At 64.5% G+C, this 22794-nt stretch carries 20 protein-coding genes; 12 read left to right on the top strand and 8 right to left on the bottom strand.

Annotation, left to right across the window (positions count from 1 at the left end; genetic code table 11):
* Positions 1 to 75: 75 nt before the first annotated feature.
* A complete protein-coding gene (locus tag AB0Y14_RS03840; RefSeq protein WP_436587916.1) occupies positions 76 to 831 on the top strand; it encodes a TetR/AcrR family transcriptional regulator in 756 nt (251 codons plus the stop codon).
* Between the two features lie 591 nt (positions 832 to 1422).
* Here the strand turns inward: AB0Y14_RS03840 and AB0Y14_RS03835 are convergent.
* Entirely contained in the window at positions 1423 to 2277 is an 855-nt protein-coding gene (locus AB0Y14_RS03835) for an NAD(P)H-binding protein (RefSeq protein WP_436587915.1), read from the bottom strand.
* A 168-nt stretch (positions 2278 to 2445) separates the two neighbouring features.
* Here AB0Y14_RS03835 and AB0Y14_RS03830 point away from each other — a divergent pair, with 168 nt between their 5' ends.
* The 3 genes from AB0Y14_RS03830 (at position 2446) to map (ending at position 4661) form a co-directional block, all read left to right on the top strand.
* Complete coding sequence (locus AB0Y14_RS03830; RefSeq protein ID WP_436587914.1) at positions 2446 to 3039, top strand: TetR/AcrR family transcriptional regulator; 594 nt, start codon at positions 2446 to 2448, stop codon at positions 3037 to 3039.
* 277 nt (positions 3040 to 3316) lie between these two features.
* Entirely contained in the window at positions 3317 to 3685 is a 369-nt protein-coding gene (locus tag AB0Y14_RS03825) for an ester cyclase (RefSeq protein ID WP_436587913.1), read from the top strand.
* A 193-nt stretch (positions 3686 to 3878) separates the two neighbouring features.
* Positions 3879 to 4661 (top strand): type I methionyl aminopeptidase, encoded by a 783-nt coding sequence (map, locus tag AB0Y14_RS03820; RefSeq protein WP_436587912.1) that lies wholly within the window; start codon positions 3879 to 3881, stop codon positions 4659 to 4661.
* 22 nt (positions 4662 to 4683) lie between these two features.
* Here the strand turns inward: map and hchA are convergent, their stop codons facing one another.
* Together hchA and AB0Y14_RS03810 are read right to left on the bottom strand one after the other, a co-directional pair.
* Positions 4684 to 5544 carry a glyoxalase III HchA gene (gene hchA, locus AB0Y14_RS03815; RefSeq protein WP_436587911.1) on the bottom strand — a complete coding sequence of 287 codons (861 nt, stop codon included), beginning with the start codon at positions 5542 to 5544 and terminating at the stop codon, positions 4684 to 4686.
* Entirely contained in the window at positions 5541 to 6233 is a 693-nt protein-coding gene (locus AB0Y14_RS03810) for a TetR/AcrR family transcriptional regulator (protein WP_436587910.1), read from the bottom strand. Before AB0Y14_RS03810 ends, hchA begins: the two co-directional genes overlap by 4 nt.
* Before the next feature lie 63 nt (positions 6234 to 6296).
* Here AB0Y14_RS03810 and AB0Y14_RS03805 point away from each other — a divergent pair, with 63 nt between their 5' ends.
* Entirely contained in the window at positions 6297 to 7052 is a 756-nt protein-coding gene (locus AB0Y14_RS03805; RefSeq protein ID WP_436587909.1) for an SDR family oxidoreductase, read from the top strand.
* 63 nt (positions 7053 to 7115) lie between these two features.
* Here AB0Y14_RS03805 and AB0Y14_RS03800 read toward each other — a convergent pair whose 3' ends face one another.
* On the bottom strand, positions 7116 to 7853 hold the full coding sequence (locus tag AB0Y14_RS03800) for a mismatch-specific DNA-glycosylase (protein ID WP_436587908.1): 738 nt from the start codon (positions 7851 to 7853) through the stop codon (positions 7116 to 7118).
* Between the two features lie 106 nt (positions 7854 to 7959).
* Between AB0Y14_RS03800 and AB0Y14_RS03795 the strand changes: the two genes are divergently transcribed.
* Positions 7960 to 8904, top strand: coding sequence for a quinone oxidoreductase family protein (locus AB0Y14_RS03795; RefSeq protein WP_436587907.1), 945 nt, complete (start codon positions 7960 to 7962; stop codon positions 8902 to 8904).
* 106 nt (positions 8905 to 9010) lie between these two features.
* Positions 9011 to 10366, top strand: a complete 1356-nt coding sequence (locus tag AB0Y14_RS03790) for an MFS transporter (RefSeq protein WP_436587906.1) — start codon at positions 9011 to 9013, stop codon at positions 10364 to 10366.
* A gap of 18 nt (positions 10367 to 10384) precedes the next feature.
* On the opposite strand, the gene AB0Y14_RS03785 is transcribed toward AB0Y14_RS03790, so the two are convergent.
* The 4 genes from AB0Y14_RS03785 to AB0Y14_RS03770 all read right to left on the bottom strand — a co-directional run bounded on the left by AB0Y14_RS03785 (position 10385) and on the right by AB0Y14_RS03770 (position 16957).
* Entirely contained in the window at positions 10385 to 12295 is a 1911-nt protein-coding gene (locus AB0Y14_RS03785) for a potassium transporter Kup (RefSeq protein WP_436587905.1), read from the bottom strand.
* Between the two features lie 442 nt (positions 12296 to 12737).
* Entirely contained in the window at positions 12738 to 14666 is a 1929-nt protein-coding gene (locus AB0Y14_RS03780) for an FAD/NAD(P)-binding protein (RefSeq protein WP_436587904.1), read from the bottom strand.
* A 1-nt stretch (position 14667) separates the two neighbouring features.
* A complete protein-coding gene (locus AB0Y14_RS03775; RefSeq protein WP_436587903.1) occupies positions 14668 to 15615 on the bottom strand; it encodes an LLM class flavin-dependent oxidoreductase in 948 nt (315 codons plus the stop codon).
* A gap of 10 nt (positions 15616 to 15625) precedes the next feature.
* On the bottom strand, positions 15626 to 16957 hold the full coding sequence (locus AB0Y14_RS03770) for an LLM class flavin-dependent oxidoreductase (RefSeq protein ID WP_436587902.1): 1332 nt from the start codon (positions 16955 to 16957) through the stop codon (positions 15626 to 15628).
* Between the two features lie 251 nt (positions 16958 to 17208).
* Here AB0Y14_RS03770 and AB0Y14_RS03765 point away from each other — a divergent pair, with 251 nt between their 5' ends.
* The 5 genes from AB0Y14_RS03765 to AB0Y14_RS03745 all read left to right on the top strand — a co-directional run bounded on the left by AB0Y14_RS03765 (position 17209) and on the right by AB0Y14_RS03745 (position 22571).
* Positions 17209 to 18114, top strand: coding sequence for a sulfurtransferase (locus AB0Y14_RS03765; protein ID WP_436587901.1), 906 nt, complete (start codon positions 17209 to 17211; stop codon positions 18112 to 18114).
* Positions 18111 to 18554, top strand: coding sequence for a SufE family protein (locus AB0Y14_RS03760; RefSeq protein WP_436587900.1), 444 nt, complete (start codon positions 18111 to 18113; stop codon positions 18552 to 18554). Before AB0Y14_RS03765 ends, AB0Y14_RS03760 begins: the two co-directional genes overlap by 4 nt.
* Positions 18555 to 18603: 49 nt before the next feature.
* A complete protein-coding gene (gene tpx, locus AB0Y14_RS03755; RefSeq protein WP_436587899.1) occupies positions 18604 to 19104 on the top strand; it encodes a thiol peroxidase in 501 nt (166 codons plus the stop codon).
* A gap of 261 nt (positions 19105 to 19365) precedes the next feature.
* Positions 19366 to 20775, top strand: a complete 1410-nt coding sequence (locus tag AB0Y14_RS03750) for an amino acid permease (RefSeq protein WP_436588819.1) — start codon at positions 19366 to 19368, stop codon at positions 20773 to 20775.
* 371 nt (positions 20776 to 21146) lie between these two features.
* A complete protein-coding gene (locus AB0Y14_RS03745; RefSeq protein WP_436587898.1) occupies positions 21147 to 22571 on the top strand; it encodes a sugar porter family MFS transporter in 1425 nt (474 codons plus the stop codon).
* The last annotated feature ends 223 nt before the right edge of the window (positions 22572 to 22794 follow it).

Raw genomic sequence — 22794 nt, 5'->3', positions numbered from 1 at the left:
GTATACGGCATAAACTATACACCGTATACTGCGACCGTTGTAGGCTTGGGCGAGTGACGAGGAGGCGGTGACGCGATGACAGACGGTCAGGTACCTGGATTCTTGCAACGACTGTGGAGGCTGCAGCCGGTCGAGTCACAGCGGGGACGCAGGCCTACCCTTGATGTGGAGACAGTGGTCAACACGGCGGTTCAACTTGCAGATAGTGATGGCCTTGATGGTGCGACATTGTCCAAGGTGGCTGAGGAGCTTGGTGTCACTCCCATGTCGCTGTACCGGTACATTGGCTCGAAATACGAACTGCTCCAACTCATGCTTGATGCCGCCGGCGTACCGCAAGGTCCTGCGCCAATCACGTCGGGATGGCGAGACGGGTTACGGTTGTGGGCCCTGGACCTCTGGTCTCTGTACCAGGATCGACCTTGGCTACCCCGCGTTCCCATCTATCGGGCACCATCTGGGCCGAACCAGATTGCCTGGTTGGAGCGAGGCCTTGCCCAGCTGGCCTGTTCCAAGCTGGGCTGGGAGGAAAAACTTGCGATCCTGACCTTGCTCAGCGGGTACGTGCGCCAATCAGCCCTGTTGCACAACGAGTTGGAGCAGGGGCGAGACCCAGGCCAGAGCCAATCTGAGGGCGAGAGAGAATACGGCCAGGCCTTGTATCAGGTCGTGTCCTCAGGCCAATTTCCGCATACATCAGCAATGCTGAGATCCGGTGCCTTGGGGCATGAGCCAGAGCAGGACGATGAGTCGAACCGGGGGTTTTTGGACGGCCTTGAGGTGATTTTTGACGGCATAGCAGTACGCATTGCCGCTGCATCCGAGCATTGAGCGTGGCGTTGGACATGCGATTCGTGCTGGACGGGATATCGCCGAGCTTCCTGTGGCTCATGCCAACCGGCTGACCCACCCCTCCCGTGACGGGGCGGGCGGTTTCGGGCAAGGCGGCGGTGGAGTTCTGGAGCCCGTATCGACACTGCGGATCCGGGGGGGGGTGAGCCCCGAATCGGCCTGCAACTCGTTGGCTGCGGCCACGGGCCGCGATGTCCTCACCGTCGGACCACAGGAAATCGTCGAGATGAAGACCAGTCAATATCCCTTCACGAGTGACTCGGAAGGTTCGAATCGTATGGATCTGGCCGACCATGGGTTCATGCGTGACCGCGAGCATCCTCCTGCTTCGTGGCTTGGTTCACAATATTTCCACCGTCGCCGATGTGATGAGTGACTGCCAGCAACACCTCCTCGATCCGGATCTCCGATCAACGCCAGGGGTTGAGCCGCCCCGAAACCACCGGTGAAAAATGCCGGTAGATACGGATCCAGGTGCGCCGTCTATCGTGATGCCGCTACACGACACCTTCGAGAGGTCATCGAGACGCAACGTGCTTCCTGTTCGATGTCTGGCGGACGGCCGATGCGTCACCGGACATCCAGGTCACGAAGCTGATCGGTGATGCTACGGGGTTTGCGCCCCAGCAGGCGCGTGAGCGTGGGGTCCGAACCCGAGAAATGCCCGCTCCTGGTTGCCTGGAACATGGACAGGGTGAATCGCGCGACCGCTTCGGGAACGTCATTGCTCATTGCGTCGGCCACCCATGTCTCGTCGTCGACGACGACACGGTCGATCTGCCGACCGGTGATCTCGGATGCGGAAGCGGCGAAGTCCGCGAGGGTGACCGGCTCGGGCAGCGTCAGGTCAATCGGGCCGTCCAACGGTGTGTCAGCCGTGAGGATCGCAGCGGCGGCCTCCGCGGCATCGCGTCGATCGATCCAGGAGAAGGGGCCGTCGGCGGGCATCGCGATGACTCCTGTTTCCTGCCACGCACCGAGCAACTGGGACGGGTCGCCGTAGAAGCCGTTGCGCAGTGCGGTCCAGGCGACTCCGGACGCCGCGAGATGTTGTTCAGTGGCGGCATGGATCCCGAGCGGCGGGTAGGGCGTGTCGAAAGCTGTCCCATGGGCGCTCGTGTACAAGATTCGCTGAGCACCCGCGTCGACGGCGGCATCGATTGCCCTGTAGTGCTGTGCGACGACGTCAGAAGATAGGTCGCTGGAGGACACAAGGAGCACTTGCTCGGCGTCGGCGAACGAGTGACGCAGGGCCTGAGGGTCGTCGTAGCTGGCCCGTCGTACGCGGACTCCTCGGTCGGCGAGGTGCTGGGCGCGTGCGGGGTCACGGACGCTGACGCCGATGTGGTGTGGTGGAATCCGCTTGAGGAGCTGGTCGACGGTGGCCCCGTTGAGGGTGCCTGTAGCTCCGGTGACGATGAGCATCTGAAAGTCCTTTCGTGGGGCCGGTGACCCGATGTCGCTCTCGTGGTCCACGTCCGGCACGTGGCGAGATTGAAGTTGACCCAGGAGATCAACTTTGCGGTGACTCCATCCTGAACTAAGTTGACTACTGCGATCAAGTTAATCGTCGGCTGCCAAGGAGGTCGCGTCGTGTCCGATTCCCGAGGTGCGTCCGCTCTCCGTTCGGATGCCCGTCGAAACGTCGATCGGATCCTGCATGCGGCGGTTCGGGTGTTCCGGGAGCAGGGGTTCTCGGCGTCCCTCGATGAGATCGCCGCGGCCGCTGGGGTGAGCAAGGCGACGATCTTCAATCGGCTCGGTGGGAGAGTGGGGCTCATTGACGCCGTCATCGACGACGTCGTCGCGACCGAGTTGCGGGCTGTCATCGAGGATGCACGGTCCGTCGTCGGCATTCGAGAGCGGATCCGCGGTTACATCGCTGCGCTCCGTGACCTGCAGTATCGACTTCCGGCAGTCAATGATGTCCTTCTTCAGGAATATCGCGAGTCCGAACCCTTGCTCGCCCTGTGCCATGCCGGAACGGACTTCCATGACAGCCTTGTCGCACAAGGGCGTGCCGCAGGCGTCCTGGCTCATGACTTCATGGCCGCAGACTTTCAGGCACTCGCCCGAGACAACGCCCTGGCGCTCAAGCACGGCGGGCGGCCACCTCGCGCCGACTATGATCGCCGAACCGCGTTCGTGCTTGACGGGATCTGTTCATCGTCGAGTGCATCCGTCTGACCTCGCGGTCGGAAGCGACTGGTCTGCGAGGGTATCCGATTGAGTTCCGGCCTCCGCGTCCTGACTTCGCCCCGAGACCTTGGTCGGACCTGGACGGCCGACGGGGCCATGGCGCGGACCGTAGTACCCGGTCGTTGAGCAACTGACCGACCTTCCGTTCGCCCAGGCCGAGACTCGCCGTCGGACAGACCGCGGATTTGCTCGGCCGAAATTCTGCGGACTGCGCCAACAGGCCGGAAGCCCGTGTGAGAATGGCCAGACGCACGGAAGGAGTGACATGGGCGACAACAAGGAACTTTTTTACCGTTGGGTCCAGCGGCTGTGGAACGGGCCCTTCGACCGCGAGGCACTGCGCGAAGTCGCCGCGGAGATCGTGACGGACGACTTCATCGGACACTGGCCCGGTCGGGAGGTCTATGGACCCGACGGACTGGCCGACATTCTTGCCGAGACCAAGGGGATGTTCTCCGACCTGAGCTTCGAGATCGAGGTGCCTCCGCTGGTCGATGGCGACATGGTCGCCGGGCGTTGGGCCGGCACCGGAACCATGACCGACGGGACCGTCTACGGCTTCTTCGGCAATGACATCCTTCGCGTCGACAACGGCAAATTCCGCGAATACTGGGTCGCCTCGGCGGAACGATAAATCCACCGCCCGAGGCTGCGTCCGTAGAGGGCCGACGTCGTTGGTTGCCCGCCGTGGGGTCAGCCTGCGACGTGTCCGCCTGCATCCGAGATCTCATGCCCCTCGTGGCGGGACGGGCGGGCTGGAGCCAAGGGACGGGCCGGCCTCATGGACGGCAAGAACGTCCTCATGGCCTACCTGTACAGTGGTCCGCATGACGGAGATACTCAGCCCCAGCCAGCTCGCCCGTGCCCGCGAATCCGGGCGTCTGGTGGGAGGAATTCTCCAGACACTCAGGGACAGGGGCCGGCCCGGAACGAATCTTCTCGACATCGATGGCTGGACGCGAGACATGATTGTCGATGCCGGCGCCGAGTCCTGCTACGTGGATTACGCCCCGTCCTTCGGCAACGGTCCCTTCGGCCACTACATCTGCACCTCGGTCAACGACGCGGTTCTCCATGGGCTCCCGCACGATCAAAGACTCGCCGAGGGCGACCTGCTGACCCTTGATCTCGCCGTCAGCCTCAACGGGATCGCCGCGGATGCGGCCATCAGTTTCGTCGTCGGCGGCAATCCGGAACCCGAGGACGAGCGCATGATCGCCACCACCGAGCGGGCGCTCGCGGCCGGGATCGCCGCCGCTTCTCCCAAGGCGCGCATCGGCGACATCTCCCACGCCATGGGGGCAGTCCTCAGGGAAGCCGGATACCCGATCAACATGGAATTCGGCGGGCACGGGATCGGCACCACGATGCACCAGGACCCGCATGTCGCCAACGACGGTCGCCCCGGTCGCGGTCAGAAATTGCGCGCGGGGCTACTCCTCGCCTTGGAGCCGTGGGTCATGGTGGATACGGACCGCTTGGCCGAGGACCCGGACGGGTGGACGCTTTGCAGCGCCACCGGGTGCCGAACCGCTCATTCCGAACACACCATCGCCATCACGGACAGGGGAGCGGAGATCCTGACCCTTCCCGCCGCGATCCAGGAATGATGCCGGGGTCGGCGGTTTTCAGTCAGTTGCCAAAGGTCTCCAACAGCGCGAGTGCGGCTTCCTTGCCCAGCTGATGTGCGGCCAAGGGGCTGTCTCCTGTCAACAGGTTGCGATCGCGTGCGGTGGCACCCGTCATGTCGTCGTTGGTGATCGTGAGGCCGGCCTCCGCAAGCCTCTTCCCGAGCCGCCAGGGCATTTCGCCCGGCAAGTATCCGATATCGACGTTCGCGCCGAAGTCCAGGGAATCCGGGAAGGCGGCAATCTCGAATCCGGCGAACGGGTTGCTCTGCCGATCGATTCCGGCCGCGAGCAGAGCGGCGGGCCCGTGGCAGAGCGTGACGACGAGACGGTCATTCCGAAGGAAGAACTCGAGGACATCCCGAACCTCGGGGCTGTCCGGGATCCCGTTCATGGCACCGTGGCCACCGGGAACGAACACGGCGGCGTAGTCATCCAGGCCGTCCGCGACGACCGATCCGAGCTTCTTCGGAGACTTGAACTTCTCTCGGGTTGCCTCCCACGCTGAGGCGACGGCGTCGTCCTCCTGGGGGTAGGCCCACCACTCGAATTTGCCGGGGCCGCCGCTGGTCGTCGCGACGTCGATGCCGTAGCCGGCCTCCGCCATGTGATGGATCGGCAGGAGCGTCTCGACCGGGTGATTTCCGGTGGAGAAGAACGTGCCGTTGCGCATGTGCATGTAGCGCTCATCGGTTGCGATGACGAGCACCCTCCACCGGCCGCCGGTGTACTTCTCCTCCGTGGCGAGGCCGTCGAAGTCGGTCTTGGGGGCCGTGTACTGGGAGAGGGAGTAGGGGGACGGGAAGAACGCGTTGTCTTCTGCTCGGTCCGGTGTCGGCTGGCGATCCTGGTTGTTCTCGGTCATGCTGAGGTTCCTTTCGCACGTTCGAGGGCGGTAAGCCATTCGATCAGCAATCTTGTCTCGGTGCTCCCCAGCGTATCGGCTTGTGAGGCGGCAATTTCAATAGTCGAGGCAATCGGGTTCCGTTCCGGCCCCGCGGTATCCGTGATCGCGGCCAGAACTCCTTCGCGTACGGCCGCCGAGAGCTCCGGGTCCGCTTCGGCCAGAATGATCTGCCGGAGGGTCACGCCGATGTTCGTCGACAGGATGTGCGCGGCCGCCTGCTCAGAGGGAACCGCCAGCCGATTCTGCTCGGCCGCCCGTGCCGTGAGCTCGCGGAGAAGACGCGCTGCTTTGTCCTGGGGTGCGGGCGAGTGTCCAGGGCTGACCGTTCCGTACATCAGCGTGTAAAAGCCCGGATTCGCCAGCCCGAATTCGACGTGCGCGTCCCAGCCTTCGCGAATGTCCTGGATCGGGTCCCCGGATGACTCCATGGACGACTTCTTGCCCAGATAGAGATCGAAACCGTAGTCGACGACGGCGTCGATGAGCCCCTGCTTCGATCCGAAGAAGTGATACAGCGTCGGCATCTTGACGCCGGCAGCATCGCACACGGCGCGCAGCGAAAACTCCTCGCCGGGTGATGCGGCGACGAGGGCCCCCGCCGCGAGGATCAATCGATCCCTGGTGCCTCTTTCCGTCGTGTCAGCCATGCTGTTATGGTAACGAATATAGCAACGTTATAAGAACATGTATCAGCGATATGGAGGTGCGTGATGAGCGAGCACACATTGTCAGGGAAGAACGTTCTCATTGCTGGCGGGGCCAAGAACCTGGGCGGCCTCATCGCCCGGCAGGCTGCCGAGGCCGGGGCCAACGTGGCCGTCCACTTCAACTCGGAGGCAACCCGTTCGGATGCCGAGCAGACCGTGGATGCCGTCAGAGCGTCCGGTGGCCGTGCCGAAATGTTCCAAGCGGACCTGACCGTTCCGGCGAACGTGACCCGCCTCTTCGACGACGCCGAGAAGGCCCTGGGCACCCTTGACGTCGCGGTCAACACCGTCGGCAAGGTTCTGCGCAAACCGATGGCGGAGACCACCGAAGAAGAATACGATTCGATGTTCGACATCAACTCGAAGTCGGCCTACTTCTTCATTAAGGAAGCGGGGCAGCACCTGGCCGATGGGGGCAAGATCGTCACGATCGTCACGGCGCTTCTCGCCGCATTCACCGATGGGTACTCGACCTACGCCGGCGGCAAGTCGCCCGTCGAGCACTTCACGCGTGCGGCCGCCAAGGAATTGGCTGAGCGCGGAATTTCGGTGACGGCCGTGGCACCGGGTCCCATGGACACCCCGTTCTTCTACGGTCAGGAGACGCCGGAGCGCGTCGAGTTCCACAAGTCCCAGGCCATGGGCAATCAGCTGACGCAGATCGAGGACATCGCTCCGATCGTGCGGTTCCTGGCCACGGACGGCTGGTGGATCACGGGGCAGACGATCTTCGCCAACGGCGGGTACACGACCCGGTGATCACTCCGGACGGGGGTCGTTCCCTGTCCCGGGCGCAGACCGAGGCCTCGGGCCAGTGCGTCGTTACGCGTTGGCCTGAGGCCTCGCCCACGCGTGGCCGGTTGGGGCGGCGGACTCCCAGACCGCGCGCCACTTCTCGGCCAGGGAGCTCACGGTTTCGTGGGCGTTGAGTCCGCTCGGATTGGGGAGAACCCACAGCTCGACGTCGTCAGGCCAGCCTGGCGGCACGACGGTCGTCTCCTGGCGGCCCATGACGGCCTTCGGCATCGAAAACGCCTGACGGTACGCGGTGATACCCACGACCGCGACGGCCCGTGGCCTGATGGTGCGCACGCGGGTGACGAGGTCGGCCCCGCCGTCGCGCAGCTCCTCGACGGACAGCTCGTCGGCACGAGCCGAAGGGCGGGGGACGAAGTTGGTGACCCCGATCCCGCGGTCCGTCAGCATCCGCTCGTCCTCCCGTGAGAGCCCCCGCGACGCATCGACGCGCGTCGGAAGAATCCCCGCTTCCTCGAGCGAGGACCAGAAACGATTTCCGGGCCGGGCGAAGGGAGCATTCACGGCAGCGGTCCATGGGCTGGGGTTGATGCCGACGACGAGCAATCGAATCCACCCGGAGTTCTGTTCGTCCCGCGGCCAGGGGAAGACGTCCTCGCGCCCGAGACCGGACTCAATCGCGTCCCCGAGCTCCTTTTTCGACGGCCGTCGGCCGTCCAGGGGCGATGCGGCCCGCCACGGTTCCCAGACGTTCGACGACGACCGTTCGCGGTTGGCCAAGTGGTCCGGGACGTTGGGGCTCATGGTGCCCACTGTACGCGGGCGTCCGGAGCTGCGACGCGGACCTTTCGATTGCGCAGGATGACCGACGACCATTGAGGCTTGGCAGTTCCGGTGCTAGACCGAATACATGCGTGCATACGGAGTAACCCAGTACGGAGGGCCTGATGCCCTCCACCCCATCGATGTTCCGGCAGAAGACCTCGGGCCCGGACAGATCCGCGTCGCGGTGACGGCCTTCGCCGTGAGTCCGACCGATACGGGCGTTCGCGCCGGGCAGCGGTCGAAGGCTGATCGGGCCGAGGACCCCGGAGACGTTCCCGGCATGGATATCGCGGGAACCGTGGTCGAACTCGGCCCGGACACCGACGCCGATCTCGAACCGGGAGACCGCGTGGTCGGCATCGTCCAGCCCCGAGGGCAGCACGGCGCATATCGGGAAGAGATCGTTCTGCCTCAGGGGTCGGTGGTCCGAGCGCCGTCGAACGCTTCGGACGCCGCGGCCTCGACCCTGCCCATGAACGCGCTGACCGCACGGCGTGCACTGGACCTTCTGGGTCTCGAACCCGGCCAAACCCTGGCGGTGACCGGAGCGGCAGGAACCCTGGGCGGGTACATCATCCAGCTCGCCAAAGCCGACGGGTTGGACGTCGTCGCCGACGCGGCGGAGAAGGACGAGGATCTCGTGCGGACCCTCGGCGCAGATCACCTCGTTCGACGCGGCAATGATGTTGCGGACCGCATCCGCGATCTCTTCCCCTCCGGCGTCGATGGCTTGGCTGACGCCTCGATCCAGTCGGAGCAGGTCCTCCCGGCGGTCAAGGACGGTGGAGCCGTGGCCACCTTCCGTGGCTACAAGGGCGACGGCGCCCGAGGGATCGACGTACACCCGGTCATGGTCTGGGACGTGGCAGAAGACCGGGCCATGCTTTCGACCCTTCGTGACCAGGCGGAGAACGGGATCCTCACCCTGCGCGTCGCCGAAACCCTCCCGGCGGCCGAAGCGGCGGAGGCGCACCGTCTACTCGAGGCCGGGGGAGTACGCGGCCGGATCGTGTTGGACATGACCGCCTGATTCCATCGGCACCCGGGGGCGACAACGGCGTCGGCCGCGGCACGCCGAGCGGAAAGGATGCGTCACCTCTGGACCCCCAGGTCACTTGGGACGATACAGTCAACCCATGATGACCCGGAGACTGCATATCAAATGGCTGATGTGGGGCGTTGGCCTGGCCGCATACATGCTGGCCCTGATCAACAGGAGCTCGTTCTCAGCCCTCGGGCCCGCGGCCCAGGAGCATTTCGGGGCCGAAGCAACGGTTCTGTCCTCGTTTCTGGTGCTTCAGCTCGTCGTGTACGCGTTGTGTCAGATCCCGGTGGGGGTGTGCCTGGACCGCTTCGGCACCTCGTGGGTGATCGCTTCGGGCATGCTCCTCATGGCCGTGGGCCAACTCGTCCTGGCCACGACCAGCCTGATCCCCGTCGCCATCTTCGCCCGCATCCTCCTCGGTGCGGGGGATGCGTGCATCTTCACGTCCGTGGTTCGACTGGTCGCCGAGTGGTTCACACGGAAGCAGACCCCCCTCGTCAACCAGATCACGGGTCTCGCCGGGCAAGTCGGTCAGCTCGTGGCCGTGGCACCTCTGGCCGCCGTGATCGGCGCTTTCGGGTGGTTCTCGGGGTTCGCGAGCCTGACGGCCATCGGCGTCGTCATCCTGCTCCTGGTCGCGATCACCATGCGGGACGGCCCCGGGGCCGGAACCATCCTCGAGCGCCTGACCGGCAGGAAAACCGACATCCAGACCGCCGGAACCACCTTCCAGGCCGATACTGGTCCGATTATTCTCACGGAAGTCCTGCCGGTGGTCGGGCCCGGATCCAGCGGCATCCGACCGGCCGTGGCCTCCCTCATGAAACGGCCGGGCGTCCGTCTGGCATTCTGGGTCCACTTCTCGACCATGTTCGCGCCGGACAGCTTTCTGCTCCTGTGGGGCACCCCGTTCCTGACGGGCGGCCTGGGATACTCCGACGCCGCGGCCCACACGATCCTCAACATCGCCATCGTGGCTTCCATGGTCGGCGCGCTGCTTTTCGGGCCGATTCTCTCCAAGTACTCCGAACACCGCGTGATGCTCGCTCTCGGTGGCGTGCTCGTCATGTTCGCATCCTGGCTGGTCCTGCTCATCTGGCCCGGTACGGCACCCTTCGGGGTCACCGCCGTCTACGGCGTCATCATGAGCGTCGGGATCCCGCTGTCCATGGTCGCGTTCGACATCGTGCGAACCCACGCGCCGAAACGTCAGCGCGGCGTCGCGACCGGCCTGGTCAACATGGGTGGCTTCAGCGCGGCGCTGATCACCGTGTTGGGCATCGGCCTGGTTCTCGACCTCATGCACGCCGGAACCCCGGACACCTATTCCCTCGAAGGCTTCAAAGCGGCCATGTCCGTTCAGATCCCGTTGTGGGTCCTCGGCGGAACGATGATCCTCATCGAGACCCCGAAGGCCCGTCGGTACCTCCGGGAGCGCGCTCGCTGAGGTGATGACCCTTCCCGCCTACAGTTCGGCCTGGGCACCCATGACCGTGGTCCGTTCCGGAGGAAGGTGAAGGGCCTGCGTCCGATTTGCCGAGAATTTCTCGAGGAACCGGAACAGCGTCTTCTGCGGCCGCGGCATGCAACTGTCCTGCCCGGGTTCGATGCGGAACACCGAGAGCATGTACATCGCCTCGGACGGGTCGAAGCCAAGTTCTGGGTGTTCCATGGTCGCCAGTCGAAGCGCCTGGGGGACATCCTGGGAATCGTTGAATCCGACCTTGCACAGGATGTGCACGATGCCGTTGCCCGGCTCTCCCAGGTGGGAGACCGTGATCCGCTGGTCGGAAAGGACATGTGGGACCCCGATGTTCTTCATCGTGATGACCACGCAGTTCTCGTGCAGCACGTGATTGGACTCGAGATTTCTCCGGAGCGCCAGGGGAACCGTGGCGGGATTTCCGTGCGGATACACGGCCAGCCCGGCAACGCGCTGGACGGTGGACCGCCCGAGCTGCTCGGTGAAGGTTTCGACGGGACCTTCCATCGCCGCCCTCCGGCCCCACATGATGCGTGACCCGCGCTTCCACGTCATCATGACGACGACGAAGCACGCCGCGATGAGCAACGGCAGCCAGCCGCCGGAGAGAACCTTGGCCGCATTCGCGCCGAACAGCAGAATCTCGAGGCCGCCGACGAAGACAGCCAGCGCTGCGATCTTGACGAAGGGCCATTTCCACACGGCTTGGGCCAGAAGCAGGAACAAGGAGAGTTCGAGCAGAAGAGTCCCCGTCACGGACAGCCCGTACGCCGCCGCCAGATTTCCGGAGGAACGGAAGACCAACACGAGCGTGAGGACGCCCAGGAACAACAAGAGATTCACGGTGGGCATGTAGATCTGGCCCCCTTGCTCACGCGACGTCTGCACAACGCGCAATCGCGGAAGCAGGGATGAGCGGGTGGCCTGGCGAGACACGGAAAAGGCCCCCGAAATCACAGCCTGGGAAGCGATGATGGTCGCGCAGGCAGCCAGAACCACCAGGGGGATTCTTGCCCACTGCGGGGCAAGGTTGAAGAACGGGTTGGTGATGGTCGACGGATTGTCGAGGATCATCGCCCCCTGGCCGAGGTAGTTCACGGCCAGGGCGGGGAGCACCAGATACAGCCAGCCCAGCATGATGGGTCGGCGGCCGAAGTGGCCCATGTCCGCATAGAGGGCTTCCACACCGGTCACGGCCAGGACCACCGCTCCCAGGGCAATGAAGGCGATGAAGGGTCTGTCCAGGGCGAAGGCGATGGCGTAGGTCGGCGAGAGGGCTCGGAGAACCGAAGGGTTCTCGACGATCTTGGGCAGGCCCAGGACAAGCAGGACGAGGAACCACATGACCATGACCGGTCCAAAAGCCGTGCCGATCTTGCCGGTTCCCCATCGTTGGGCGACGAAGAGACCGGTGAGGATCAGCGCGGAGAGGGGAACGATGTACTCGGCGAATCCCGGATCCACGACTTCGATCCCCTCGATCGCGCTCATCACGGAGATGGCGGGCGTGATCAGGGAGTCGCCGTAGAAGAGGGAGGCTCCGATGATCGCGAGGATGACCGCGGCACCTGCCCGGTGCGAGGTCTTGCCGAGTTTGTGCCGGATCAGGGCCGCGAGGGACAGGATGCCGCCCTCGCCGTGGTTGTCCGCGCGCAGGATGAATCCGATGTAGGCAAGGGTCACGATGAGCAGCAGGGACCAGATGACCATCGAAATCACGCCCAGGACGTCCTCCGACGTCGCACGGACCGCGCCACCGTGAATGCTGAAAACCGTCTGCATCGAGTAGAGGGGACTGGTCCCGATGTCGCCGAAGACCACGCCCATCGCGGCGACCACGAGAGCCAGAGGGGCCTTGGACCGAGGTCGGGGTGCGTCGAGAGGAAGGGCCATGGTCCGGTTCTTGGTGCCGGCCTCCGGGTGGGGGTCATTCCCCGGGTGCTGTCGATCCTCCGGAAGTGGTTCGTCCTCCGGTGAAGAATCGCTATTTGACGAGGGAAAATGGTCCGAATGAGAACCACATGTCGTATTCACGAAGGATGATTGTGCCACCACCGTGAGCAGGCGGCAATGCGGCGGTCGACTGTCCGAGTGTGATTTGAGTCAAAGGAATGTGAGGACGCGTCGGGCGCCGATCAATGATCGCAGAACCGTGCAGTACAGGGGAACGCTGGCCGCCGCCTCGTCGTCCGTGGCGCTGCCCCATGTATCGCCTCCCCGGGGCGGGAGGGCGTGTCCCACGAGGTGGCATTCCCTCGCGAATTCGCCCAGACCTGCTCCGCCCAGTGGGGAACAAGAAAGGGTAAGAAAGGTTCCCGAGATCGCGGCACCCGGTTCAGGAAACCCCTGCCGGCGATGCGAGCTGCACCGTGGTCAGCAGCCGCTGTGCGAGCCGTTCGTTGTCCCGGAATACGTGGGCGTCGGTTCCCGGCCGCGTGAAGGCTTCCTCGACCGAACCGGCGACCGATGGGCCCACCATGAGGAGATCGTCCTGAGGCTCGCCGGAGGCGTCGAGGGCGCGGTTGGTCGAATCGATCAGCAACTTTGCGGCCGCTCCACCGCTGCTCTCGAGCCTGAGCTCGCCTCGGTCGATGAGATCCCGGAGGAGTTCGTCCTTGGCCCGCTCGGCGCTGATCCTGGCCAATCGCGCGTCGAACAGGCTCGGAGCCGAGATGGTCTCTGGGCAGGAACCCGCAGTCGTTTCGAAGCGGCCGTGGCGCAGCCCCACTTCCATGTCGGGGCCCAGGAATCGGACCAGCCCGGCCCGGTGGAGGGCAAGCAGGTTCTCGAGCCTCTGCGGCGGGGGACCGGAGGCGATATAGGAGAACAGGCTGTGGAACCCGGCGTCGAAATTCCGGATCCTGTCCTCGGCCGAGAAAGCACCTTGGCTCACGAGTTCACGGACCACGTAGTAGGCCCCGACGAGCGCATGGAAGCGCGCCGAGTCTTGGGACCACGCCGGGTCGGCGGCGCGATCGATGTCCTGGCGTACGTGCTGGGCAACCGTGCTCTCGACGTCGGCGACGCTTCCGAATTCCATGCCCCCCAGAGGGCGGTCGATGCTGTCGAGATCGTAATGATCCCGCGGATCGGGCGTGTGCTCCCGGGCCCAGTCATCGGCTGCAGCACGGGCGTCGGCTGCATCGTCCGTACGGCCCTCAAGGAACAGGGCGCACCACTCGTCGCCCTTGTCCCGGACGTCGTCGCTGTCGAAGTTGACGCGCTCCGGGTGCCGGTACGCCAGTTCGGAATAGTGGGCAACGAACAATTCCATATCGACCAGCGGCATGATGTCGCCCTGAATGCTCAGCGCCGCCCGCGCGTCGGCGTCGCGCTCTGTGGCCAACGACGCCGCATTTTCCCGCGTCATGTAGCGGGTCGGACCCACGCGCATTCCTTCGGGAAGATAGCCGAGCTTGGAGCGGTAGGGCACGCCTCGGCGGGAGCCGACCCACAGGATCGGCTCCCGGCCCGACGGCACGTACCGCGTGCCCTTGCCCTCCCCACGGAAGACTCCGCCCCGGTCCTCGGTCAGCATCATCATCGCGTCCACGAAGGCCAGCCCGAACCCGCGCACGAGCACGTCCTGGCCGGGGAGCAGGGAAGAGAGATCGACGTCGGCGGTGTATCCGGGAGCGATGTAGGTCAGCCCGTGCCGCTCGGCCGCGGACTTCATGGCCGTGGTGTCCGGGTCGTCCATGATTTCGATGAACCCCTGGGCCAGGACCACCACGTCTGCGGTGATGCCATCCTCGCCCCCAGGGCCGTCCAGGACGACCCTGCGCCGCCCCTCCGAGGGCACGATGCGGGACGCGGTCGAGCGGTGCACGTGGACGCGCACGTTCTCGGGCATGTGTGCGATGGCTCGGTCGAAGGCCCAGGACAAATAGGCGGCCTGAACCTGTCGCGGGGCGAAACTGTTCGGGGCCAGCCGGTCGGCGTCAGGACCGAGTCCTCGCCGCTCCAATTCATCGCGGCCTTCACGTGCGACCCAGGTCGCGAGGTCGGGGCCGGTCACGGGGGCGGCGGACAGAGAGGCATCGGAATCCGGGAAGATAGTGACGTCTCGAGCGACGGAATTCATCCACAGCGTCGGGGACTGCTCGTGTCGCCAAATCCGACCGCCGCCGACCCGGTACGGGTCGATCACATGGATGTCCAAAGGACCGCCGCGTGAGGAATCCGAGCGCAGGGAGGCTGCGAGGGACAGAAGGATCCCCGTGGTCTTCGGGCCGCCTCCCACGAAGACGATCGTGGCGTTCACGTCAGTTCGCCCGCTCGCCACCGGACAGCGCCGCGACGGCGGCTTCGGGCGTGGGAGCATCGAGAAGGATCCCCTCGACGCCGGCGACGTCCGTGGTCTCCACTGCAGACTCGATTCCCACCAGCTCATTCGCCTCGTCCACCAAGGCGGACAGGACCGAGGCCGTGGCCTCGCCACGAGCGGTCCGTCCCTCTTCGGTCAGCGCCACGGACAGCAACACCGTTGGGCGGGCAGGACCGGTCGCGACCGCGTCGAGCAGGCGTTGACCGGTCGCGGCGTCCGTGAACGCATCGGCGTCCAGTACGGCGACGTCGGCGAACCGCGCCGCGGCCCGCGCGGATGCGTCGTCGGACACGCGAACGAGGACCGGCAGCTCGCCGCGCGGCGGCCGAGGAGTGATCGAGGGCCCCTTGACGGTGAATTCGCCGCCGACGGAATCGGTGCCCGTGAAGTCCACGTAGTGCAATTTGTCCCGATCGATGAAGCGACCCGTGGCCTCGTCGCGGATGACTGCATCGGGTTCCCAAGAAGCCCACAGGCGGTGGACGACGTCGTCGATGTCGCCGGCTTCACGCCAGGCCGCATCCGGATCGGCCGCGGAACGTCTGCCGACGGCGTCCGCGGCGGAGGCATCGGTCTGGACCGAAGGGGAGTACCCGGCCCGACCCGTCGACGCGAAGTCGAGCGTAGCCGTGGCCGTCGAGACGTGAAAGGGCTCGTTGTGGGTGACCGGAACCTCCGGAACCAGCTCGATGCCCTCCGACTGTGGGGCGAGCCACGCCGAGACCGTCAGGGCATCCGCACCCGACAGGAAATCGTCTCGAAGCACCAGCCACCGGACCGGGAGCTCTCCATCGACCGTCGAATCCGCGTGCCGGACCACAGAGGCGAGTGCGTCGAATTCCGTGGTCGCCTGCGGGGCAATGGCCACGGCAAGAGGCAAGTTCATGATGTCTTTCCTACTTTCCAACTGGCTGATCGGAGGCTTCCCGCGCGGCCGCCCACTGGCCCGCCGGCGTGGGTCCGGGGAGGCCCATGCTGTCGCGGAGGGTATCGCCGGGGTACTCGTCCCGGTAGACACCGCGGGCCTGAAGCGCCGGGACCACGGTGTCGACGAATTCGTCGAGTCCACCGGGGGTCAGGTGCGGAATCAGTATGAACCCGTCGGCGGCGCGCTCCTGGACGTATTCGTCCATGCGTGCGGCGATCTCATCGGGGGTTCCCACGAACGCGTGTTGTGCGGAGACCTCGACGACGAGGTCGCGGATCGACAGGTTCTTGTCCCTGGCCAGCTTCCGCCACTCCTCGATCAGAGGGCGTGGATCCTTGACGTGCTGGACCCTTCCCTGCGAAAGATTGCCCGAACCGTCGTCGGGCTCGATGTCCGGCAGGGGACCGTTCGGGTCGTAGGAGCTCAGGTCCTTGCCCCATTGCCGTTCGAGGAACGCGATAGCACCTGGTCCCGAGACCTGCTGGTAGGCGACCGAACGTGACCGTTCGGCCGCGGCCTCGTGGGTGTCACCAATGATGAAGGTGACCCCCGGGTAAACCTTCAGGTCGTCCTCGGACCGCCCGAATCGGGCGAGACGCTCGGTGATGTCGGCGTAGAAATCCTTGCCGTCCTCGAGCCCGGAGTGACGGGTGAAGATGGCATCGGCATTGGCGCACGCGAAGTCGCGGCCCTCCGGTGAGTCACCGGCCTGGAAAAGAACCGGGTGGGTCTGCGGGCTCGTGGGTACCGGGAAGTCTCCGGAGATCGAGAAGAATTCGGATGAGAAATCGAAGGGTCCCGCGTCCGAATCCCACATGCTGCGTGCCGCATGGATGAAGTCCACGGCCCTGCGGTATCTGTCCGCACGATCCAGGTACCCGCCCCGACGGAAGTTCTCACCGGTGAATGCATCATTCGTGGTCACCACGTTCCAGCCGGCCCGCCCCGCGGAGACGTGGTCGAGAGTCGCCAGCTTGCGGGCCAGATCGTAAGGCTCGTTGAAAGTCGCGCTGAGGGTTCCCACCAGACCGAGACGGCGGGTCAAGGCGGACAGGGCCGAGAGGACCGTGACGGTCTCCGGACGACCCACGGTGTCCAGGTCGAAGACCTTGCCCTTGTGCTCGCGCAGACGAAGGCCTTCCGCCAGGAACACGAAGTCGAACAGGCCGCGTTCGGCCGCCCGACCGAAGTGCTCGAAGCTGGAAAAATCTATGTTGGAGCCGGACTGGGGATCCGACCACACGGTGGTGTTGTTGACACCGGGGAAATGTGCCGCAAGGTGCACTTGACGCTGGCTCATCCTGCTCCTCGTTCGAAACGTTCGGGTGTCTCTCATTCGGAATTCGGCGAGGGGAGTGGCTCTCGTCGTTCCCGACGGTCTGTCTGACTGGAATTTCAGCGTAGGAGCCTTTGACCGGTGCGGGTAAGCACCTGTCACAGTGCGAAACATGACCCCAAGCGTCTCGCGGGCGAAAGCTGTAGATTCGGGAATAACAGAGGTCGCCGCGCGCGTTCCCTCAAGAAGAATTCCCACGATCCGATGGAGGAAAAGTGCCAGTACCGAATGACACCAGTGCGAAGTTCACCGCCTATGCGCATCCGGGACGACTCGTGAGCACGGAGTGGGTCGCGGAGCACGCCAAGGACCCGGACGTTGTGGTCGTAGAGAGCGACGAGGACGTGCTCCTCTACGAGACAGGGCACATCCCGGGCGCGGTCAAGGTCGATTGGCATACGGAGCTCAACGACCCGGTGACGCGCGATTACGTGGACGGCGAGGCCTTCGCGCGGCTCATGTCGGACAAGGGCATTGGCCGGGACTCGACCATTGTGGTCTACGGCGACAAGTCGAATTGGTGGGCCGCCTACGCACTGTGGGTGTTCACGCTGTTCGGGCACGAAGACGTTCGCCTCATGGACGGCGGACGGGCCAAGTGGATCGAGGAAGGGCGCGAGACCACGACCGAGGTTCCTTCGCCCGCTCCCGGTGAGTATCCGGTGGTCGCTCGCGACGACGCGCGCATTCGCGCCTACCTGCCCCAGGTCCGCGAGAGCATCGGCACGGTGCCCATGATCGACGTCCGCAGCGACGACGAATACACGGGTCGCCGAACCCACATGCCGAACTACCCCGAGGAGGGGGCGTTGCGCGGCGGCCACATTCCTACCGCACGCTCCGTGCCCTGGGCCCGTGCGGCCAACGAGGACGGAACCTTCAAGTCCGCCGACGAACTGCGAACCATTTATCAGCAGGAACTGGGACTCGAACCGAATCAGGACATCATTGCCTACTGCCGCATCGGTGAACGATCGAGCCACACGTGGTTCGTGCTCGAGCACCTGCTCGGCTTCGACAATGTCCGCAATTACGACGGTTCCTGGACGGAATGGGGCAACGCCGTGCGCGTGCCCATCGTTCAGGGCGACGAACCAGGAGAGGCCCCCGCAGCATCATGACCCAGACCGCAACCGAACTCCCCGCAGCACTTCAGGAGATCGTGGACGAATTCGCGGAACTGCCGCCGCAGGACCGTCTGCAGCTCCTCCTCGAATTCAGCAATGGCCTGCCGGAACTGCCGTCCAGGTTTCAGGACCACCCTGAACTTCTGGAGCCGGTTCCCGAGTGTCAGTCGCCGATCTTTTTGGTCACCGAGGTCGAGGACGATGACACCGTGCGGTTGTACTTCTCCGCCCCGCCGGAGGCTCCGACGACCCGTGGTTTCGCCGGGATCCTGCAGGAGGGGCTCGACGGCGCGTCGGCCGACGTCGTCGCGGGCGTCCCCTCCGACCTGCCGTTGAGGCTCTCCCTCACACAGGCCGTGAGCCCTTTGAGGTTGAATGGGATGAGCGGCATGCTGTCCCGCATCCAGCGCCAGGTAGCCGAGAAGACCAACTAGGCGCCATACATCGCCGAGCACAACGACGTCACGAGACAGAGGAATACACATGGCTGAAATCACCTTCCAGGGCAACCCCACTCAGACCTCGGGCGAACTGCCCGAAACCGGGACGACGCCGCCAGCATTCACCTTGGCCGGGACGGATCTCGGCGAGGTCACCGAGAACGATTTCGAGGGACAGGCCATCGTCCTGAACATCTTCCCCTCGGTGGACACGGGAGTCTGCGCGGCCAGCGTCCGCAGGTTCAATGAGGAGGCCGCCGGCCTCGAGAACGTGTCCGTGGTATGCGTGTCGAACGATCTTCCGTTCGCCCTCGGCCGCTTCTGCGGTGCCGAGGGCATCGACAATGTCGTCACGGCGTCGGGTTTCCGCTCGACTTTCGGAGACGACTACGGCGTGCGCATCACCGATGGCCCGATGGAGGGGCTCCTGGCGCGCTCTGTCGTCGTCATCAGCCCGCGGGGCGAAGTCGTCCACACCCAGCTGGTCCCCGAGATCGGTGAGGAACCGGACTACGACTCGGCCATGGCTGCCGCGCGCGGCTAGGCACCCCGCCGAACCGGTTTTCCGAATGGCTCGCACCGGCGCTCAGGCGCCGTGGCGGGCCATTCGTTTGCCCAGGTAGCCGCCGAGTTGCGGGGATCGATGCGCCCGGCCTCGTCCCGGAAACCGCCGCAACTCACGGATCCGGTGGTAACCTAGTTTGACTTTGGCGTTCGACCCTCGGGGGTATTCGTGTCCAGTAGTGACGACAAGCTGGAATCCTTCACATCAGAAGGCCTCAAGCGCGGCCTCCGCAATCGTCATATGCAGATGATCGCGATTGGCGGCGCCATCGGGACCGGTCTCTTTCTCGCCTCCGGCGGCACGATCGCCAGCGCCGGCCCGGGCGGTGCGTTGGCCGCCTATGCCGTGATCGGAATCATGGTCCTGCTGCTCATGCAGTCGCTCGGCGAAATGGCCGCCCACCTTCCCATCGCGGGATCCTTCCAGAGCTACGCGACGCGGTTCGTCAGCCCCTCCTTCGGCTTCGCCATGGGGTGGAACTACTGGTTCAACTGGGCGATCACGGTTGCGGCGGAATTGGTGGCTGCTGGTCTCATCATGTCCTTCTGGCTTCCGGACGTCCCCGGCTGGGTCTGGGCCGGCGTCTTCCTGGTCCTTCTCACGGCCTTGAACGCCATGTCCTCGCGCGCGTACGGCGAAGGAGAATTCTGGTTGGCCGCGATCAAGGTCGCGGCGGTCATCGTTTTCCTGGTGGCCGGCGTCCTGATGATTTTCGGGATCCTCGGCGGCGATTCTCCGGGCTTCTCGAACTGGACCGAGAGGGAAGCCCCCTTCAACGGTGGTTTCCTGTCGATCATCTCCGTCTTCATGATTGCGGGGTTCTCTTTCCAAGGGACCGAGATGATCGGTGTCGCGGCCGGTGAGGCCGAGAACCCCCGGCGGGACGTCCCCAAGGCCCTGCGCTCGGTTTTCTGGCGCATCATGCTCTTCTACGTCGGCGCCATCATCGTGATCGGTTTTCTGATTCCCTACACCGATCCGAATCTGTTGCGAAGCAACGAGTCCGATATCGCGTTCTCGCCCTTCACTCTTGTTTTCGAGCGGGCCGGCATCGCATTCGCCGCCTCGTTGATGAACGCCGTGATCCTCACGGCGATCCTCTCCGCCGGAAACTCTGGCCTGTATGCCTCCGCCCGCATGCTCCTGTCGCTGGCGCTGGAGGACAAGGCCCCGAAGATCTTCCGCAAGGTCAACAAGCGCGGCGTCCCCATGCCGGCTCTGCTCGCGACCGCCTCGGTGGGGCTGGCAGGGTTCATCACAGCCGTCATCGGCGAGGGCGCGGCCTACACGTGGCTGGTCAACATCTCCGGCCTCTCGGGGTTCATCGTGTGGGTCGGTATTGCGGTGTGTCATTACAAATTCAGGCGCGCCTACGTCGCCCAGGGTTATGACCTGAAGGATCTCCCGTACAAGGCGCCCCTGTTCCCGCTGGGGCCCATCGTTGCCTTCGCGCTCTGCATCGTGGTGATTCTGGGACAGAATTACCAGGCCGTGTTCAACGGTGAGCTGTTCCATGTGCTGAGTTCCTACATCGGTCTGCCGGTATTCCTCCTGGTGTGGCTGGTGCACAAGCTCGTGACCCGTTCGAAGCCCGTTGCCCTGATGGATGCCGATGTGCAGTCCCTGGAGCCTCAGAAGACCGAAGCCTGATCCGGCCGACGCCCCGAGCCGACGTGGGGGCGACGCGGCGGGCGAGCTCCGCGGAGACTCCCCGGCGCCGCCCGTGGAGGGCGCACGGACTCTTGTCGATGAGAATTTCCTGTTGCTAACCTTGGAGTAAGCACAAGGCGGTGCGCCGCAGACCACGTATTCTGCGGCGCACCGCCTTTCTGCACCGCTCCCGGATCGACAGGTGGAGCCCGTTGGTCGGAAGAGTGGCGGCTCCTCGGTACGGTCCGGAAGTGAATTCAGTCCGACGTGCTGTCAGGAGGACACGATTGACTACTGAAAGTTCATCTTCTCCGTCACCCGAGGGGAAGGGATCACACTCCCCGGACACGGGCCAGTTGCGCTCCGCAGCGATGAGTCAGGAACCTCGCCGGACTGCACGGCTGAGGGTCATTTCCGCATCGTTGCTCGTGGCTCTCGGCGGGCTTCTCTACGGATACGACACGGGCGTCATTTCCGGGACCCTGGCCCAGATCGCCGACGACTACGGCGTCAGTGAACACGGTGTCACGGCCGAGTTCATCACCTCGTTCATTCTCGCCGGTGCCGTGGTCGGAGCACTGGGGGCGAGCTTCTTCGCCCGTCGTTTCGGACGTCGCGTGACCATCATGGCGGTGGCCTCCGTCTTCGTGGCCGGCGTCGTATTCTGTGCCATCTCCCCGAACCCATACGTCATGATGGCCAGCCGCTTCTTTCTCGGTCTCGCCGTGGGTGGTTCGACCCAAACGATCCCGACGTATATTTCCGAGCTGGCGCCCAAGAACAAACGCGGCAGCTACGTGACCTTCTTCAACATTGCGATCGGCGTCGGTATCCTCTCGGCGGCGCTCGTCAACTTCTTTCTCCGCGACGTCGAATGGCATTGGAAAATCGTGGTGGCTGCGATCCCGGCGATCGTTCTGGTGCTTGGGATGATTCCGCTGCCGGAGAGTCCGCGTTGGCTGGTCAGCAAGGGTGAAGTCGACACGGCGACCGAGGTTCTCGAATGGGTTCGTCCGAGCGAAAAATCGGCGAAGACGGAAATTCGCGAGATCGAGAAGACCCGCCGAGAGGAGCAGAGGCAGGCCGCCAAGAGCGAATGGTCGGCCATGCTGAGCGAGAAGTGGATGCGCCCCGCGATCATCGCTGGCGTCGCCGTGGCCGTCTTCACCCAGATCACCGGGTTGGAAATGATGATCTACTACACCCCGACGCTCCTCACGCACGTGGGTCTGCCGTCCGATATCGGGCTCAGCATCAACGTGATGGTCGGTCTCGTGTACGTGGTCATGACGGCAGTCGGCAGGTTCATCGTCGACCGGATGGGCCGCAGGACCCTCATGTTGTGGACCCTGCCCTTCGCCGCCCTGTGGATTGCGCTCTTCGGCCTGACCCTGTTCATCGGTGGCGACCACCCGAACATCCCACTGATGCTGATCTTCCTCATGCTGTTCATGGTGTTCCAAGCGGGCGGCATCCAAGTGGTCGGCTGGCTCATGGGTTCTGAGCTGTATCCATTGAAAATTCGCACCTCGGCCACGAGCCTTCACGCCATGGCGCTCTGGGGATCGAATCTGGTGGTCACCTCCACGGCCCTGACCTTGGTCAATTTCCTGTCGCCGGGTGGGGCAATGATGGTGTATGCGGCGCTCAACGTGATCGCGTGGATCGTGATCTACTACCGGGTGCCGGAAACCCGGGGGCGCAGTCTCGAGGACATCGAATCGAGCCTCCACGAGGGAGATTTCCTGCCGTTGGAGCGCAAGAGGCTCGCGCGCGAAGGCGTCGAACTGCACTAAGGGGCGGGCCGAGCGCCGATCGAATGCGGGACGAGCCCGGAACCGTACCGACGACCTCGTCGATGCGGCTCCGGGCTCTTTTGCGCATCGTGACGTGGATTTCAAAGTCTGACAATTGCCCGAAGACGAGCGACTCGTTCCGACTCAAACGCGTAAATATGCGGCAGTGTGACGTAGATCGACATTCTGTCAAAGAGGGTATCCGGCACGTGGCCGGGGGATG

Source organism: Rothia sp. HC945, from assembly GCF_051370785.1.
Lineage (GTDB): Bacteria > Actinomycetota > Actinomycetes > Actinomycetales > Micrococcaceae > Rothia.
The sequence above is the reverse complement of the archived record's forward strand: the minus strand, read 5'-3'. Positions and strand labels throughout refer to the sequence as shown.